At 69.3% G+C, this 13,659-nt stretch carries 16 protein-coding genes and 1 pseudogene; 9 read left to right on the top strand and 8 right to left on the bottom strand.

Features of this window, described 5'->3' with window-relative positions:
- Positions 1 to 19: 19 nt before the first annotated feature.
- Positions 20 to 376, top strand: coding sequence for a DUF952 domain-containing protein (locus AAFN86_RS13655; RefSeq protein WP_347543895.1), 357 nt, complete (start codon positions 20 to 22; stop codon positions 374 to 376).
- On the opposite strand, the gene AAFN86_RS13650 is transcribed toward AAFN86_RS13655, so the two are convergent.
- Positions 349 to 1,221, bottom strand: coding sequence for a DMT family transporter (locus AAFN86_RS13650; protein ID WP_347543894.1), 873 nt, complete (start codon positions 1,219 to 1,221; stop codon positions 349 to 351). The two genes, AAFN86_RS13655 and AAFN86_RS13650, sit on opposite strands and share 28 nt — an antisense overlap.
- Positions 1,222 to 1,485: 264 nt before the next feature.
- Here AAFN86_RS13650 and AAFN86_RS13645 point away from each other — a divergent pair, with 264 nt between their 5' ends.
- The 3 genes from AAFN86_RS13645 to AAFN86_RS13635 are packed head-to-tail and all read left to right on the top strand — an operon-like array spanning position 1,486 to position 3,754.
- Complete coding sequence (locus AAFN86_RS13645; RefSeq protein ID WP_347543893.1) at positions 1,486 to 2,541, top strand: quinone-dependent dihydroorotate dehydrogenase; 1,056 nt, start codon at positions 1,486 to 1,488, stop codon at positions 2,539 to 2,541.
- The gene (locus tag AAFN86_RS13640; RefSeq protein WP_347543892.1) at positions 2,541 to 3,401 is read left to right on the top strand and encodes a TIGR01459 family HAD-type hydrolase; all 861 of its coding nucleotides are present in this window, start codon (positions 2,541 to 2,543) and stop codon (positions 3,399 to 3,401) included. Before AAFN86_RS13645 ends, AAFN86_RS13640 begins: the two co-directional genes overlap by 1 nt.
- Entirely contained in the window at positions 3,398 to 3,754 is a 357-nt protein-coding gene (locus tag AAFN86_RS13635; protein WP_347543891.1) for an MmcQ/YjbR family DNA-binding protein, read from the top strand. Before AAFN86_RS13640 ends, AAFN86_RS13635 begins: the two co-directional genes overlap by 4 nt.
- Positions 3,755 to 3,775: 21 nt before the next feature.
- Here AAFN86_RS13635 and AAFN86_RS13630 read toward each other — a convergent pair whose 3' ends face one another.
- The gene (locus tag AAFN86_RS13630; protein WP_347543890.1) at positions 3,776 to 4,726 is read right to left on the bottom strand and encodes a cysteine synthase family protein; all 951 of its coding nucleotides are present in this window, start codon (positions 4,724 to 4,726) and stop codon (positions 3,776 to 3,778) included.
- A 117-nt stretch (positions 4,727 to 4,843) separates the two neighbouring features.
- Positions 4,844 to 6,250, bottom strand: coding sequence for a PLP-dependent aminotransferase family protein (locus AAFN86_RS13625; RefSeq protein ID WP_347543888.1), 1,407 nt, complete (start codon positions 6,248 to 6,250; stop codon positions 4,844 to 4,846).
- A gap of 120 nt (positions 6,251 to 6,370) precedes the next feature.
- Between AAFN86_RS13625 and AAFN86_RS13620 the strand changes: the two genes are divergently transcribed.
- Positions 6,371 to 6,742: a DUF983 domain-containing protein gene (locus AAFN86_RS13620; RefSeq protein WP_347543887.1), complete on the top strand. Its 372-nt coding sequence runs from the start codon at positions 6,371 to 6,373 to the stop codon at positions 6,740 to 6,742.
- A 47-nt stretch (positions 6,743 to 6,789) separates the two neighbouring features.
- On the opposite strand, the gene AAFN86_RS13615 is transcribed toward AAFN86_RS13620, so the two are convergent.
- Positions 6,790 to 7,131: a DHCW motif cupin fold protein gene (locus tag AAFN86_RS13615; RefSeq protein WP_347543886.1), complete on the bottom strand. Its 342-nt coding sequence runs from the start codon at positions 7,129 to 7,131 to the stop codon at positions 6,790 to 6,792.
- A 12-nt stretch (positions 7,132 to 7,143) separates the two neighbouring features.
- Entirely contained in the window at positions 7,144 to 7,734 is a 591-nt protein-coding gene (locus AAFN86_RS13610) for a YqgE/AlgH family protein (protein WP_347543885.1), read from the bottom strand.
- A gap of 102 nt (positions 7,735 to 7,836) precedes the next feature.
- Here AAFN86_RS13610 and AAFN86_RS13605 point away from each other — a divergent pair, with 102 nt between their 5' ends.
- Together AAFN86_RS13605 and AAFN86_RS13600 are read left to right on the top strand one after the other, a co-directional pair.
- On the top strand, positions 7,837 to 8,319 hold the full coding sequence (locus AAFN86_RS13605; RefSeq protein ID WP_347543884.1) for a peroxiredoxin: 483 nt from the start codon (positions 7,837 to 7,839) through the stop codon (positions 8,317 to 8,319).
- A gap of 41 nt (positions 8,320 to 8,360) precedes the next feature.
- Positions 8,361 to 8,585, top strand: a complete 225-nt coding sequence (locus AAFN86_RS13600; RefSeq protein ID WP_347543883.1) for a hypothetical protein — start codon at positions 8,361 to 8,363, stop codon at positions 8,583 to 8,585.
- A 90-nt stretch (positions 8,586 to 8,675) separates the two neighbouring features.
- Here the strand turns inward: AAFN86_RS13600 and AAFN86_RS13595 are convergent, their stop codons facing one another.
- From AAFN86_RS13595 to AAFN86_RS13585, 3 genes and pseudogenes are all read right to left on the bottom strand, one after another.
- A complete protein-coding gene (locus AAFN86_RS13595) occupies positions 8,676 to 10,535 on the bottom strand; it encodes a TadE/TadG family type IV pilus assembly protein (RefSeq protein WP_347543882.1) in 1,860 nt (619 codons plus the stop codon).
- Between the two features lie 491 nt (positions 10,536 to 11,026).
- Positions 11,027 to 11,152 (bottom strand): annotated as a pseudogene (locus tag AAFN86_RS29575) (TadE/TadG family type IV pilus assembly protein); the annotation flags it as partial.
- A complete protein-coding gene (locus AAFN86_RS13585) occupies positions 11,139 to 11,765 on the bottom strand; it encodes a TadE/TadG family type IV pilus assembly protein (RefSeq protein WP_347543880.1) in 627 nt (208 codons plus the stop codon). The gene AAFN86_RS13585 and the pseudogene AAFN86_RS29575, both read right to left, overlap by 14 nt.
- A 158-nt stretch (positions 11,766 to 11,923) precedes the next feature.
- Between AAFN86_RS13585 and AAFN86_RS13580 the strand changes: the two genes are divergently transcribed.
- Positions 11,924 to 12,487, top strand: a complete 564-nt coding sequence (locus AAFN86_RS13580) for a LemA family protein (RefSeq protein WP_347543879.1) — start codon at positions 11,924 to 11,926, stop codon at positions 12,485 to 12,487.
- A gap of 9 nt (positions 12,488 to 12,496) precedes the next feature.
- Positions 12,497 to 13,654, top strand: a complete 1,158-nt coding sequence (locus tag AAFN86_RS13575) for a M48 family metallopeptidase (RefSeq protein WP_347543878.1) — start codon at positions 12,497 to 12,499, stop codon at positions 13,652 to 13,654.
- Positions 13,655 to 13,659 lie beyond the last annotated feature (5 nt).

The raw sequence follows: 13,659 nt of genomic DNA, 5'->3' as shown, positions 1-13,659 counted from the left end.
CCCGTGCTACAGGGTGGCGATGGAACCATTCATCTACACCTTGCTGCGCGCGGACGATTGGCGCGCGGCGGAAGCGGCCGGTGCCTATGACGGCAGTGCCGACGATGCGCGCGACGGCTTCCTGCATTTCTCCACCGCCGCGCAGGTGCGGGCGAGTGCGGCCAAGCATCGCGGGGGCGTGGCTGACCTGATGCTGGTGGAAGCGGATACGGCGGCGCTCGGTGCGGCGCTGCGCTGGGAACCGGCGGCCGGCAGCAAGCGGCCGGGGCTGTTCCCGCACCTGTATGCCGCCCTGCCGCTATCATCCGTGTCGCGCGTGGTGGCGCTGCCGCTCGGCGCGGATGGGCTTCACGTGTTCCCCGCGGGCTTTGCCTGACGGTGGCTGGCGGCCTGCTGGCTCATCAGCAGGGCGAAGACGACGATGACGGCGCCGGCAATCGTCCAGGCATTTGGCCAGACGCGCCAGATCGCCAGGTCGAAGGTAATGGCGAAGACCAGGGCGCTGAATTCGAGTGGTGCGAGCCGCGCGGCGGAATCGTGGCGGAAGGCGATGGCGAGGCACAGCGTCGCCCCGCCCGCCAGAAGGCCGTTCACCGTCAGCGCAGCGAGGTCGAAGGCCGGGGGCGGCACCCAGGAGGCTGCCGCGAAGGGCGCGATCAGGATCAGCCCGGGCAGGGATGACCACAGGATCAGCACCGCGGCACCGGTTTCGTGGCGCAGCAGCCGGTTGATCGTCAACACCGTCGCGTAGCACACGGTCCCGAAGAAGGCCCAGAGATAGGCCCGGATCGGACCGCCGGCCGCCATCCCCGGCCACATCGCGACCAGCACGCCGGCGAAGCCGAGCACCGACCATCCCCAGACCGCCGGCCCGGTGCGCTCCTTCAGCACCAGCGCGGCCAGCCCCAGCGTCATGAAGGGCGCGGTGAAATAGACGAGGTAGCCCTCGGCCAGCGGGATCTCCCGCAAGGCGAGGAAGAAGCCGAAGCCCGAACCGATCATCAGCACGGCACGGGTCAGGTGCAGCAGCGGATGCGCGGTGGACAGCGTGCCGCCCGCACCGCGCATCGCGGCGCGCGCGACGAACAGCCCCAGCAGCAGCGCCGCATAGCGCACCGCGATCACCTGGTCCGCCGGATAGCGTCCCGACAACAGCTTGGAATTCGCATCGAGCAGCGCGAACAGCGCCATCGCGGCGACGATGAAGGCCGGGCCCTTCATGAGTCGTGGCTTTGCCTCCGTCGCCGGCGCACGTATCCGCGTGCCTGGCTTGCGCGCCCTGCGCTGTCGCTTTGGCGGCCGATGGCGGTCTGGGCGCGGTCGTGGCGTGCGGTCCCGGCCCGATGCGGGGCATCGGGCCGCATTCTGATGGCGAAGGGGGGCACCGGCGAACTTTCTTCGTGTGACCGTCGCTTCTGAGCGCGTGCGCGGAGTGGCGTCAACCGGGCTTTCCCCGCGCGGCGGACCGGGGCACAAGACCGGGCCATGACCCCCGCCCTTGCCTCCGCCCTCATGCCGCTGATGCGCGGCCTCGATGCCGAGACCGCCCATGGGATCGCGCTGAAGGCGTTGGCCGCCGGGCTGGCCGGGCGCGATTCGGGCCGCGATGATCCCGTGCTGGCGACCGAGGCTTTCAGCCTGCGCTTCCGCAACCCAATCGGCCTCGCCGCCGGCTTCGACAAGGATGCGGTGGCTGTGGTGCCGCTGATGCGCCTCGGCTTCGGTTTCGTTGAGGCCGGCACGGTCACGCCGCGCCCGCAGCCCGGCAATCCGCGCCCGCGCCTGTTCCGCCTGGCCGAGGACGCCGCGGTGATCAACCGCATGGGCTTCAACAATGGCGGGCTGGATGGGTATGTCGCGCGGCTGCGCGACCTGCCGGCGGAACGGCCCGCCGTGTTCGGTGCCAATATCGGCATCAACAAGGAAGGCGCGGATCCGGAGCGCGACTATCCCGCGCTGTACGCCGCTGTCGCGCCCTTTGCCGACTACGTCACGGTGAATGTGTCGTCGCCGAATACGCCGGGGCTGCGCGACCTGCAGGGGGAGGAACGGCTCGCCGCCATCCTCGATGCCATCGCCGCGACGCGCGCGGGCCTGCCGCGCACGCCGCCGCTGCTGGTGAAGATCGCGCCGGACCTCGCCGACGATGCGTTGGGGCCGATCGTGCAGGCCTGCCTGACGCGCGGCGTCGCCGGGCTGATCATCTCCAACACCACCATCGCGCGGCCGGCGCTGCGCTCGGCGCATGCGAAGGAAGCCGGTGGGCTGTCGGGCGCGCCATTGTTTGCGCCTTCGACCGAAGTGCTGCGCAAGGTATTCGCCATCGCGCGAGGACGGCTGACGCTGATCGGCGTGGGCGGCATCGCGACCGCCGAGCAGGCCTATGCGAAGATCCGCGCCGGCGCGTCGCTCGTGCAGATGTATACCGGCTTCGCCTATGCCGGCCCCGTGCTGCCGCGGTGCATCGCCGATGGCCTGGCCGCGCTGCTCAAGCGCGACGGTTTCACTTCTGTCGCCGACGCCGTCGGCAAGGATGCGTGATGGAAATCCTCGACGGCATCGCCACCATCGCCGACCGCTATGACGGCTATGTGCTCGACCTGTGGGGCGTCGTGCATGACGGGCGCAAGCCTTACCCGGGCGTGCCGGAAGCGCTGGCCGAACTCAAGGCACGCGGCAAGGCGGTCTGCTTCCTGACCAACGCGCCGCGTCGCGCCTGGGTTGTGGCGCAGATGCTCGACCGGATGGGCCTCGATCGCGCGCTGTATGACGGCATCATGTCCTCGGGCGAGGTGTCCTGGCGGCACCTGAAGGATCGGCGCGACCCATGGTTCGCCGGGCTCGGGCGGCGCTGCGTGCATATCGGGCCGGAACGCGACCTGTCGGTGGTCGAGGATGGCGCGGCCGAGATCGTGACCGACCCGGCGCAGGCCGATTTCCTGCTCAATACAGGGCCGGACGACCAGCGTGGGCCGACCAGCCCGGAACCATACCGCGCGATGCTCGAAGCCTGCGCGGCCGCGAAGCTGCCGATGGTCTGCGTGAACCCCGACCGCGCGGTGATGGTCGGCGGGCGCAAGGTGATCTGTGCCGGCGCGCTGGCCGACATCTATCTCGACCTCGGCTGCGCGGTGCGGGAGGTCGGCAAGCCCGACCCGGCCGTCTATGAGCCGGTCCTGGAGTTGCTCGGCAATCCGCAGCGCCATCGCGTGGTGGCGATCGGCGACACCCCGCATACCGACCTGGCCGGCGCCCAGGCCGCCGGGCTGGACGCGCTGTGGGCGCTGACCGGCCTCGCCGCCGAGGCGCACGGCGATGACCCGTCGCCCTCGCATCTCGCCGCCGTCGCGCATAAGGAAGGCGTCCGCCCGATCGCCGCGCTGCGGAGCCTGCGCTGGTGACCGCCCGCGCGCAGACCCGCCTGCGCGCGATATGCCTCGCCCTGCCCGAGGCAGCCGAGCAGGAGACCTGGGAACACCCGACCTGGCGGATCCGCGGCCGCATCTTCTGCATGTGGAGTCCGATGGAGGACGGCACCGGCGCGCTGTGGTGCAAGGCGCCGCGCGGGGTGCAGGAGATGCTGGTGGAAGCCGACCCCGACCGCTTCTTCCGCCCGCCCTATGTCGGCCCGAAGGGCTGGATCGGACTGCAACTGACCGGCCGGATCGATTGGGATGAGGTCACCGCGCTGGTGACGCGGTCCTGGCGCATGACGGCACCGAAGCGCGTGGCCGCCGCGCTGGCCGGGGACTGACCTGCCGGCGGCGTGCAGCGGCTACGCCGATGCTCCGGCGCCGCTGCGGCCGAACACATCCGTGCTGAGATAGCGCAATCCGGAATCCACGATGAGGGTCGCAACGGTCGCGCCCGAACCAAGCCGTTCAGCCAACCTGAGCGCGGCAACGACATTCGCCCCGGTCGATGTTCCCGCGAAGATGGCTTCCTCCTCCGCCAGTCGCCGCGCCATCGCCTTGGCCTCCGCGGTCGACACGGTCAGGATCTCGTCCACCTCGGCGCGGCTCCACAGCGGTGGCAGGAACCCCACGCCGATCCCTTCGATCTGGTGCGAGCCCGCCGGCCCGCCCGAGAGCACCGCCGATTCGCTCGGCTCAACTGCGACGACGCGGAGATCGCCCTTGTATCGCCTGAGCGCCCTGCCGGTGCCATGCAGCGAGTGACCGGTGCTGACCGCGTGGACGAACGCGTCGATCCGGCCTTCCGTTTGCCGCCACAGCTCCTCGCCAAGATCGGCATAGCCGGCCGCGCCGTCCTCGTTCTTCAGCTGGTCGGAGAACCAATGCGCCTGCCGCGTGCTGATCTCCGACGCCTTGGCGATCATGGCGTTGACGAGATCCTTGCTGATCTTCCTGTCGGGGCTGGGTACGTCGGTGATGTCGGCGCCGAAGGCGCGCATCGTCCGCCCCTTCTCCTCGCTGAACGCGTCCGAGTAGACGAAATGCGCCTTGTACCCCAGGGCGCGCGCCACGAAGGCCAGCGACACGCCGGTGGTGCCGGCGGTGTATTCGACGATCGTGCCGCCGGGCGACAGCAGCCCCTTGGCGACCGCGCCCTGCACGATGGCGCGCGCAAGGCGGTCCTTCATGCTGCGGGTAGGATTGGCGGATTCGAGCTTGGCAACGATCCGGGCGCTCCCCGCGGGAACGACCCTGCGCAGTTCAACGAGGGGCGTGTTGCCGATGGCATCGAGGATGGAGTGCGCTGGCACGGCTGTCGTCCTGGAGGCGATGTCGGGATCCGGTCGGTCGTCGTCTACCAGATGGGCCGGCAGGCATCCAACGCGGCGGCGCCAACCTGCTCCCGGGGGCTGCGCGCCGGCCTCGCCTCAAACGATGTCGGCGAAACCGGCGCCGGCTTCCATTGCCAGCGTCTCCGCGACAGTGGCCAGCGCCCCGCGCAGCGCGGCCCGGTTCGGTGCCGCGCCCAGCGAAAGCCGCACCGCGGCAATCGGCGCCGTGGCGGGATCTGCGGCGAAGGCATCGCTCGGCACGACGGCCAGCCCCTGTCGGCGCAGCTGTGCCGCGAAATGCAGCCGGTCCCAGGATGCCGGCAGGCGCAGCCAGAGATGCAGCCCTTCGGGATCGCCGGTGAACGACCCCGGCGGCAGGAGGTCGCCGGCGATCCGCTGGCGGGCGACATTCTCCCGCCGGATCGCGCCGAGCACCGATGCCGCCGTGCCGTCCCCGATCCAGGCCGCGGCCAGCCCGGTCATCAGCGGCGATGCCATCAAGACCTGCGCCCGCAGCGCCGCCGTCAGCCTGGCCGCCCAGGCCGCGTCCGGCACGACGAGGAAGGCAACGCGCAGGGCCGGGGAGATCACCTTCGACAGCGTCGCCACATGGAAGGTCAGCGCCGGGGCCAGGCTTGCGATCGCCGCCAGCGGCTGCGACGGCAGCACGCCATAGGCGTCGTCCTCGACGATCGGCAGGCCGTGGCGCCGCGCGATGGCGGCGATCGCTTCGCGACGTTCGGCCGGCATGGTGATGGCGGTCGGGTTGTGCTGGGTGGGCACGAGATAAAGCGCCTTGGGCGCGCAATCGGCGCAGGCGGCATCAAGCGCGTCAGGCAACATGCCCAGCGCGTCGCCGGGCACCGCGCGCAGCAGCAGCCCGGCCTGCGCGGCCAGCCCACGCAGGCCGGGATAGGTCAGCGGATCGGTCAGCACGGTGTCTCCGCGCGCGGCCAGCGCGCCGAACACCGCCGCCAGCGCCGGCTGCGCGCCGGGCGTCACCAGTACGCGGTCCACCGGCACCACGCCGAGCGTCGGCCGCAGCCAAGCCGCGCCGGCCGCCCGTTCCGCCGCGCTGCCCGCACCTGAGCGATAGGTGAGCCGGCGCGCCACGTCGTCCCCACCCAGCAGCCGCGCGAGGCTCTGTTGGAGCAGCGCCGGCAGTGCAGGCTCGGTGGGGATCGGCGGCAAGTTCATCCCGAGATCGACGGGACCCTGCGCGGCGTCCTCCGCAGGGGCGGCCGCAGCGCCGCGAATGAAGGTGCCGCGGCCGACCGTGGCATCAAGCAGGCCGCGGCGGCGCGCCTCGGCATAGGCACGAGTGACGGTGGTGAGGTCGAGGCCGAGCGCTTCGGCCAAGGCGCGATGCGTCGGCAGCCTCTGGCCCGGCCGCAGCGTGCCGTCGGCGATGGCGGCATCGATGGCTTCCGCGATGGCGCGGTAGATCGGGCCGTCACGGCCCTCGATGCGCGGCACCCAGCCGGAATTGTCCTGCAGACTCATCTTGCCATGAAACCATGCAATCCATATAAAATGCCGAAGGCGGCACTTATTGTATGTATGTCAATGCGGATTGTATGGCAAATGCGCCCTGCACCGGAGGTCGCCGCGATGGAGAAACCCATGGCCGGATCATCAAGGGTCGTCGAAGGCGTGAAGCGCGGCATCCGCCTGCGCTGCCCGCAATGCGGGCAGGGGCATCTCTTCGAGAGCTTCCTGAAGGTGCGTGCGCAGTGCGAGGTCTGCGGCGAGGACAACAGTGTCTTTCCGGCCGACGATGCGCCGCCCTACCTGACGCTGCTGTTGGTCGGGCACCTCGTCTTCCCCTTCGTGTTCTGGGCGGAGAAGGTCTGGGCACCGGCGCTGTGGCTGCAATTCGCCATCTGGCTGCCGCTGATCCTGGTGATCACGGTGGGCAGCCTGCCCTTCATGAAGGGGGCGGTGATCGGCATCGCCTGGGCGAATGGCGTGACGCGCAGCAGCGCGCGGCAGTAGAGGCGTCCTCTTCGCCCGGGTCGCGTTCGACCCGGGCGGGGCCTGATTCAATCGACGATGAACAGCTTCGCGCCGCCCTCGGTGCGCGACCGGTGCGGCTCGGCGCCGTCCGCAACCTGGTACGACATGCCCGGCTTCAGCGTGAACACCCGGCCATCGGCGAGCGTGGTTTCCAGCTCCCCTTCCAGTACCAGCAGCACATGGCCCTTCTGGCACCAATGGTCGGAGATGTAGCCGGGCGAATACTCCACCATGCGGACACGGATCTGGTTGCCCTCCGGGCCGACATGGCGGGTGCGCCACAGCGCCTCGCCGGCGTCGCCGGCATGGCGGGTGGGCTCCACCGCGGACCAGTCGGTGGTGTCGAAGGGGATGGCAGCCATCTGCATCGGGCAGGGTCCTCAGGCGTGGCCGGCGGAACCGGACAACAAGGCGGGATCGACGCGCAGCTTCGCCAGCGCCGCTTCCCAGGTGTGGCTGGTATCGTCGCGGAACACCAGCGACCCATCGGCCGGGACATTCAGCCAGGCATTGCGCTGGATCTCGTCTTCCAACTGGCCCGGCGCCCAGCCGGCGTAGCCCAGGGCGAGCACGCAATCCTTCGGCCCGCCGCCGCCGGCGATCGCCTTGAGGATGTCCACGCTGGCCGTGAGCGTCAGCCCCTGCATCACCGGCATGGAGCCATCGGTGGACCAGTCGTCGCTGTGCAGCACGAAGCCGCGGCCATGTTCGACCGGCCCGCCATCCAGCATGCGGATACGCCGCTGCGGCGGCAGGGGGGCCACCTCCAGCTGGCGCAGCAGGTCGTCGAACTCCAGGCCCGCCAGGGGACGATTGACCACGAGGCCCATGGCGCCGTCGGCCGAGTGGGCGCAGAGGCACACGACCGAATGGTCGAAACGCGGGTCCTGCATGCCCGGCATGGCGATCAGCAGATGCCCGGTCAGATAGGTGCCGTCGGTGTCAGCCGACGGAGCAGAGGAAGCAGCCATATCTGCCATCTGGCGCCAGCCGCCCGGCTGCGCAAGACTTGGTCGCCCGATGACAGCCCGCCGGCGGCAGGCTACATCCGTTATGACAATTTGGAGGACGACATGCCGATCAGCGTGGGTGATGCGATTCCGGCCGTGAAGGTGACGCAGGCGACGGCCGAAGGGCCGAAGGAACTGGACACCGCCGAGTTCTTCAAGGGCCGCACCGTCGCGCTGTTCGGCGTGCCCGGCGCCTTCACGCCGACCTGTTCGGCCAAGCACCTGCCGGGATTCGTGCAGCAGGCCGATGCGCTCAAGGCCAAGGGCGTGGACGTGATCGCCTGCATGGCAGTCAACGACGCCTTCGTCATGGGCGCCTGGGCGAAGGACCAGGGCATCACCGACCAGGTGACGATGATCGCCGATGGCTCGGCCGTCTTCACCAAGGCGATGGGCCTGGAATTCGACCTGACGGCGCGCGGCCTCGGCGTGCGCGCGCAGCGCTTCGCCCTGGTGGCGAAGGACGGCAAGGTCACGCATATCGCGGTCGAGGCGCCCGGCGCCTTCGAGGTGAGCAAGGCCGAGGCCGTGCTCGCCGCCCTTTGAACCCGTTCGATGCCTGGCGCTTTCTGACGGAAGCGCAATCCGTGATGCTCCGCCGCAGCCTCGCGCTGATGGCGGCGGAGCCGCATGAGGCAGGCCCGGCACTGATGATGATGGCGATGGAGAAGCACATCGCCTTCTCGGAAGGCGCTGCGGCGGCGGGGCTTGCCCTGGCGCGCGGCGCCCCGCCCGATGCCGTGATGGCCGCGGCCATCCGCCCGGCGCGCAAGCAGGTGCGCCGGAATGTGCGCGGCAAGGGCCTGGCGTAACGTCCCGGCCGCATAGGCCGCGCAGCGCCCTAATTAGCGCAACCTTCGGCCGGCCCGATATTCGGACCGGCTGGCCACGATGGGCCCCGCCTATTCCACCAGCCGCAGGCTGCTGAGCGAATTGGCGACCGTCTCGAAGGCACCTTGCAGCGCGGACGCCGACGGTGCCTCGAGGTAGTAGGGCGAACCCGTGCCGCTCGCGCAGTTCTGCAGCATGGTGCGCTGGGCGCTGGTCGCGACCTCGAACCCGATCACGTAGATGCGGATGCGATGATCGTTCGGATTGGTGCTGCTGGTGCCCTTCATCGCGGTGCAGATGGCACTGAAGCGCGCATCGAGCGCCGCATCGGCATTGGTCTGGTTGACGGTGGTGATCTGCGTCGCGCCGGGGAAATCGGAATTCCAGTTGGTCGTGTCGTCGGGCGGAAGCGCGTTGCCGGTCACGCGGCCGTAGGCATTGTAGAGCAGATCGGTGGACGTCGGCGACGTTCGCACGGTGCTGTTGCCGCCGTTGGAGTAGGGGGGCTGCCAGTTGTTGTCGCCGTCCGTCAGGATCACCACGGCCTTGTTCATGTTGCGCGTGTTGTAGGCGAGCGGCAGCGTACCCAGCGCCCCACCCGAGGCGATGTTCGGCCATTGCGACTGCCAGTTCGGGCTCAGCGTGTACCAGGCCCCCTGCATGCCGGTGACCACGGTGGTGCCGCCGCTCTTGACCGGCGCGGTGATGGCGTTGACGGCCGCCTGGACTGTCGCTCGGCTTGCCGTCAGCGGCAGGATCGGGCTTTGCGCGCACAGGGTGTTCCGGCCGGCGGCGGCCACGGTCGAGTTGCTGACGGCGTTGGTCAGCAAAGCGGTGACGCGCGCGGCGAATTCCGGGTTGTAGCGCGCCAGGTTGGCGTTGCTCGTCTGCAACCCGTTCGGATTCGACCAGTCATTGTCGCCGCGGCAGAAGGCGACGGTATAGGTCGTGGTCGTGGTCGCGGCGTTGGTCGCGCGCAGCGCCACCGTGGCCGTGGGGTATGCATTGCCCGTGGTGCAGGCGGCGGCGCCGGCATAGGGTTCGACGCCGAATGCTGTCCTCCAGGCGTTGGCGTTGAAGGTCGCATTGGTGCCGGCGGGAAACTGCAGGACGGAATTCGGCGGTGACACGGGCGACGACGTGATGGAAGCCCAGCCCACGCGACGATAGGTGCTGGCGTAGAAATAGGGTCGGAACTGCCCGGCGGTGCCGGTCGGTGCGATGTCGGTCAGGTCGGCGCCGCCGCTGCGCGCCTCGACGCAGCCGCTCCACTGCGCCAGGTCCCAGCCCGTCGGCATCGCCGGTGTCGTGGTGTTGAGGAAGGATGCATTGGAGGTGCCGATGTTGATAGTCCGCGCGAAGGGCACCACCGAGGCCCACAGGTTCCGCTTGGTGTCGGAGGTGCCGTAGAGGATGCCGAGCAGCGTCCCCACCGCGCTCTGCGCCATGGCGAGCTTGGTGACGCCCGAGACCGTCGTGTTCATCGACGAGGTCTGGTCGAGCACGATGGCCAGTTCGAGCCCGGTGCCCTCGCGCTCGGCCAGCGTGGTCTCCCGCAGCGGCACGGTCTGCCGGCTGATGATGCTGAACAGCGTCGTGTTGAGCGACGCCGTGGCGGTCACGCGCACGCGCGTATCGCTGATCCTCTCGACCGTCGGAACGACGTTGGTCGATCCCAGATAGGTCCGCGACCACCCGTTCTCATTGAAATTGGCCCAGAACAGCGCGCGGGTGGAGGCGTCGTCCACCGATGACGCGGTCATGGTGCGCGCGGCGACCAGGCTTGCCGCATCGACCGCGGTCTTGAGCCGGGCACTGAGCAGCCATACGCGTCCGAGATCGACGGCCAGTCCGGCAAAGCCGAGAACCGGGATCATGACCACGGCGCTGAGCGCGGCGATGGCGCCGCGCCGATCGAGCTTCATCTTCATGCTGTGCAATTCGCGGTTGCGCTGTCGGCCGGGGCGGTCTGCAGCGTTGTGGGGTCGGGTGCACGCGAAAGGAATAGCGTCGTGCCGTAGATGACACGCGGCAGGAAGGTGCCGATCAGCCCGGCGGTCAGCGTGAAGGGCTGAACCACGGCGTAGACCTCGGTCACCATGAGGGTCTGGCTGAGCGGAACGACGAAACTGTCGCTGATGGTCGCGGTGCCGTTGACCGTGGTGCCCAGCCGGCTGACCAGCGCGGCGTTGCCCGTGCGCATCTGCCATGACAGCCGGTTGGTCGCGGGGCTGGCGCTGGTGTTGCGGCTGACGGCGCTGATCACGATCGCGCCGCCATTGGTGCTGTTCACGTCGATCACGGTGCCGGCGATGCGTTGCGCCTGGGTCCAGAAATTGTTGCGGTCGCCCGGATTGGTGATGGTCCGGCACTGCGACACGATCTGGCCGATCTGCACCGCGATCATCTCGGTCCGCAGCTGCGCGCGGAACAGGCGGATCAGGTCCGCCGTGCCGAGTGCCACGAGGAAGAACAGCGGCGCCACGAGCGCGAATTCCGAGGCAACGAGGCCCCGGCGGCCCAGCGGGCGGGGGCTAGCACGTCGCATTTTCAAAGGGCTCGTTCTTGACCATCAGGAAGGCCTGGTGAGTGAAGGAAGCGCCCCCGAACAGCGTCGCTGCCACGACCCCGGTGATGAAGGGCTGCCGGTAGGTCAGGGTATAGGCGGTGATCTGCCCGGCGGTGCCGGCGCCGGCGGTGCCGGTGCCGGTGCCCGCACCTGACACGCTCGCCCAGGTCGCGGTGGTGACCGAGAGGTTCGACGCCTTCAGCATGCCATTGGTCGACTGCGTGACCAGCCAGGCGATGTTCGCCGACCGGCAACTCGGCACGTTCTGCTGCCCGGTGGTCTGCCACGACGGCGGCGCATTGCTGCCGGTGATGCCGTACCGGCTCGCGCGCAAGGCCGCATGGTCGAGCGCCGCACCCGTCGCCAATTGCCACGCCGTTTCCATCGAACCGATGATCATGATCAAGAACGGTATTGAAATCAGGGCGAATTCAGTCGCTGCCACGCCCCGCCGGCCAAGCGATCGCGGTCGCGTGAGCCTGTCCTGTCGGCACGGTCGTTGGGGCGGATCGTGGGCATTCATCGCAATGGCCCATTTTGGGGGTTTTCGACGCGTGTATCGATATTTCGATAAGGCGCCGGAAAATTCCAACAATTGATCCAAAATTGCGAAACAAGAATTCGTGCGGCACGATCTCGTGAGTTGCCTCACAACGGCAGGCTGGCGTCGCGGCGCAAGGTGACTAGTCTGGCCGCCTGCGCGCCGGGCCAGCAGGCGCAACGGGCCGCATCAGCAAGGAGCCGCACGGCATGGTTTGGGTGATCCTGGGCGTCATCGCGGTCGTCATCGTCTGGCTGGTCATCGTCTACAATCGCCTCGTCACCCTTCGGCAGGTGACCGGCCAGTCCTGGTCCGACGTCGATGTCCAGCTCAAGCAGCGGCACGACCTGATCCCCAACCTGGTCGAGACGGTGAAGGGCTATGCCGCGCACGAAAAGACGACGCTCGACGCCGTCATCCAGGCCCGCAACGCCGCCGTCACCGCCCAGGCACAGGGCCCGGCCGCAGCGGGGCCGGCGGAAGGCGCGCTCGGCGCGGCGCTTGGTCGCTTGTTCGCGTTGTCGGAGGCCTATCCCGACCTCAAGGCCAACCAGAACTTCCTGTCGCTGCAATCCGAGCTGTCGGATGTCGAGAACAAGATCGCTGCGGCGCGGCGCTTCTACAATTCCTCGGTATCCGAATACAACGCCATGACGGAAAGCGTCCCGGCGGTCTTCTTCGCGAAATCGATGGGCTTCCAGCAGCGCGGCTTCTTCGAAATCCCGGAAGCCGAGCGCGCCGTGGTGCAATCCGCCCCCCAGGTGAAGTTCTAGGAGGCCGCCATGCAGGCCTTCGGCCTGCGCACCCACGCCTGGAACACCGCCTGGCGGTCGATGCTGCTGCTGGCGGGCTTCCCGTTGCTGCTGGCGGTGATGGCGCTCGGCATCGGGATGGTCTTCGGTTCGGAACAGCGCGACATCGGCCGGGCCTTCGCCAACGCGCTGCGCAACCTGCCGGGCGTCTATGTCATGGCCTGCGGAGCGGCGATCATCTGGTTCGCCATCGCCTGGGCGGCGCATAACAGGATCCTCGACTGGGCGACCGGCGCGCATCCCGTCACCCGCGCCGAGGAACCTCGGCTGTGGAACCTGCTCGAGAACCTGTGCATCTCGCGCGGGATGCGCATGCCGCGCCTCGCGGTGATCGAGACCGAGGCGATGAACGCCTTCGCCGCCGGCCTGTCGCGCGAGACCGGTTCGGTCACCGTCACGCGCGGGCTGATGAAGGCGCTCGACGACCGGGAACTCGCCGCCGTGCTGGCGCATGAACTCAGCCACATCCGCAACGGCGATGCCCGTCTGGGGCTGATCGCGGCGGTCTTCGTCGGCGTCATCTCGCTCGGATTCGACATGATGACGCGTACGCGGCGCGTGGTGCGCGCCGGGCGGACCACGACCGAGGACAGCGGCGGTGGCTGGCGGGTGCGCACGGACAGCCGCAATGCCGGCTGGGCCGCACTGGTGGGCGTACTGATGATCGGCCTGGCATGGCTGCTGGCGACCGCCCTGCGCATGGCGCTGTCGCGCAACCGGGAATTCCTTGCCGATGCCGGCGCCGTGGAACTGACCGCCGACCCCGATGCGATGATCACCGCGCTGCGCAAGGTGGAAGGTCATGCCGACATGCCCGAGGTTTCCCCGCAGGTCCGCGCCCTGTTTCTCGAGGATGGATCCGACCACGCGCTGTCATCGCTGATGGCCACCCATCCGCCGATCGGGGACCGCGTGGCGGCGCTGGTGAAGTTCGCCGGCGGGCGCGACCCGGGCCCGATCCAGGTCGCCATCGCCCCGGCCGAGGCCGAAACGCCGCCCTGGGCGCAGCAGGACGCCAGCGACGAGACGGTCCGCGTCGCGCCGGGCGGCGCGCCGGCACCGGCGCCATGGTGGACGGGGCCGGCCCAGGGCGGCGGACCGACCGGTTCGCCTTGGGGCAAGCGATAGGCCCT

Source organism: Roseomonas sp. CAU 1739 (genome assembly GCF_039839775.1).
In the GTDB taxonomy this organism is placed as follows: Bacteria; Pseudomonadota; Alphaproteobacteria; order Acetobacterales; family Acetobacteraceae; genus Neoroseomonas.
The sequence above is the reverse complement of the archived record's forward strand: the minus strand, read 5'-3'. Positions and strand labels throughout refer to the sequence as shown.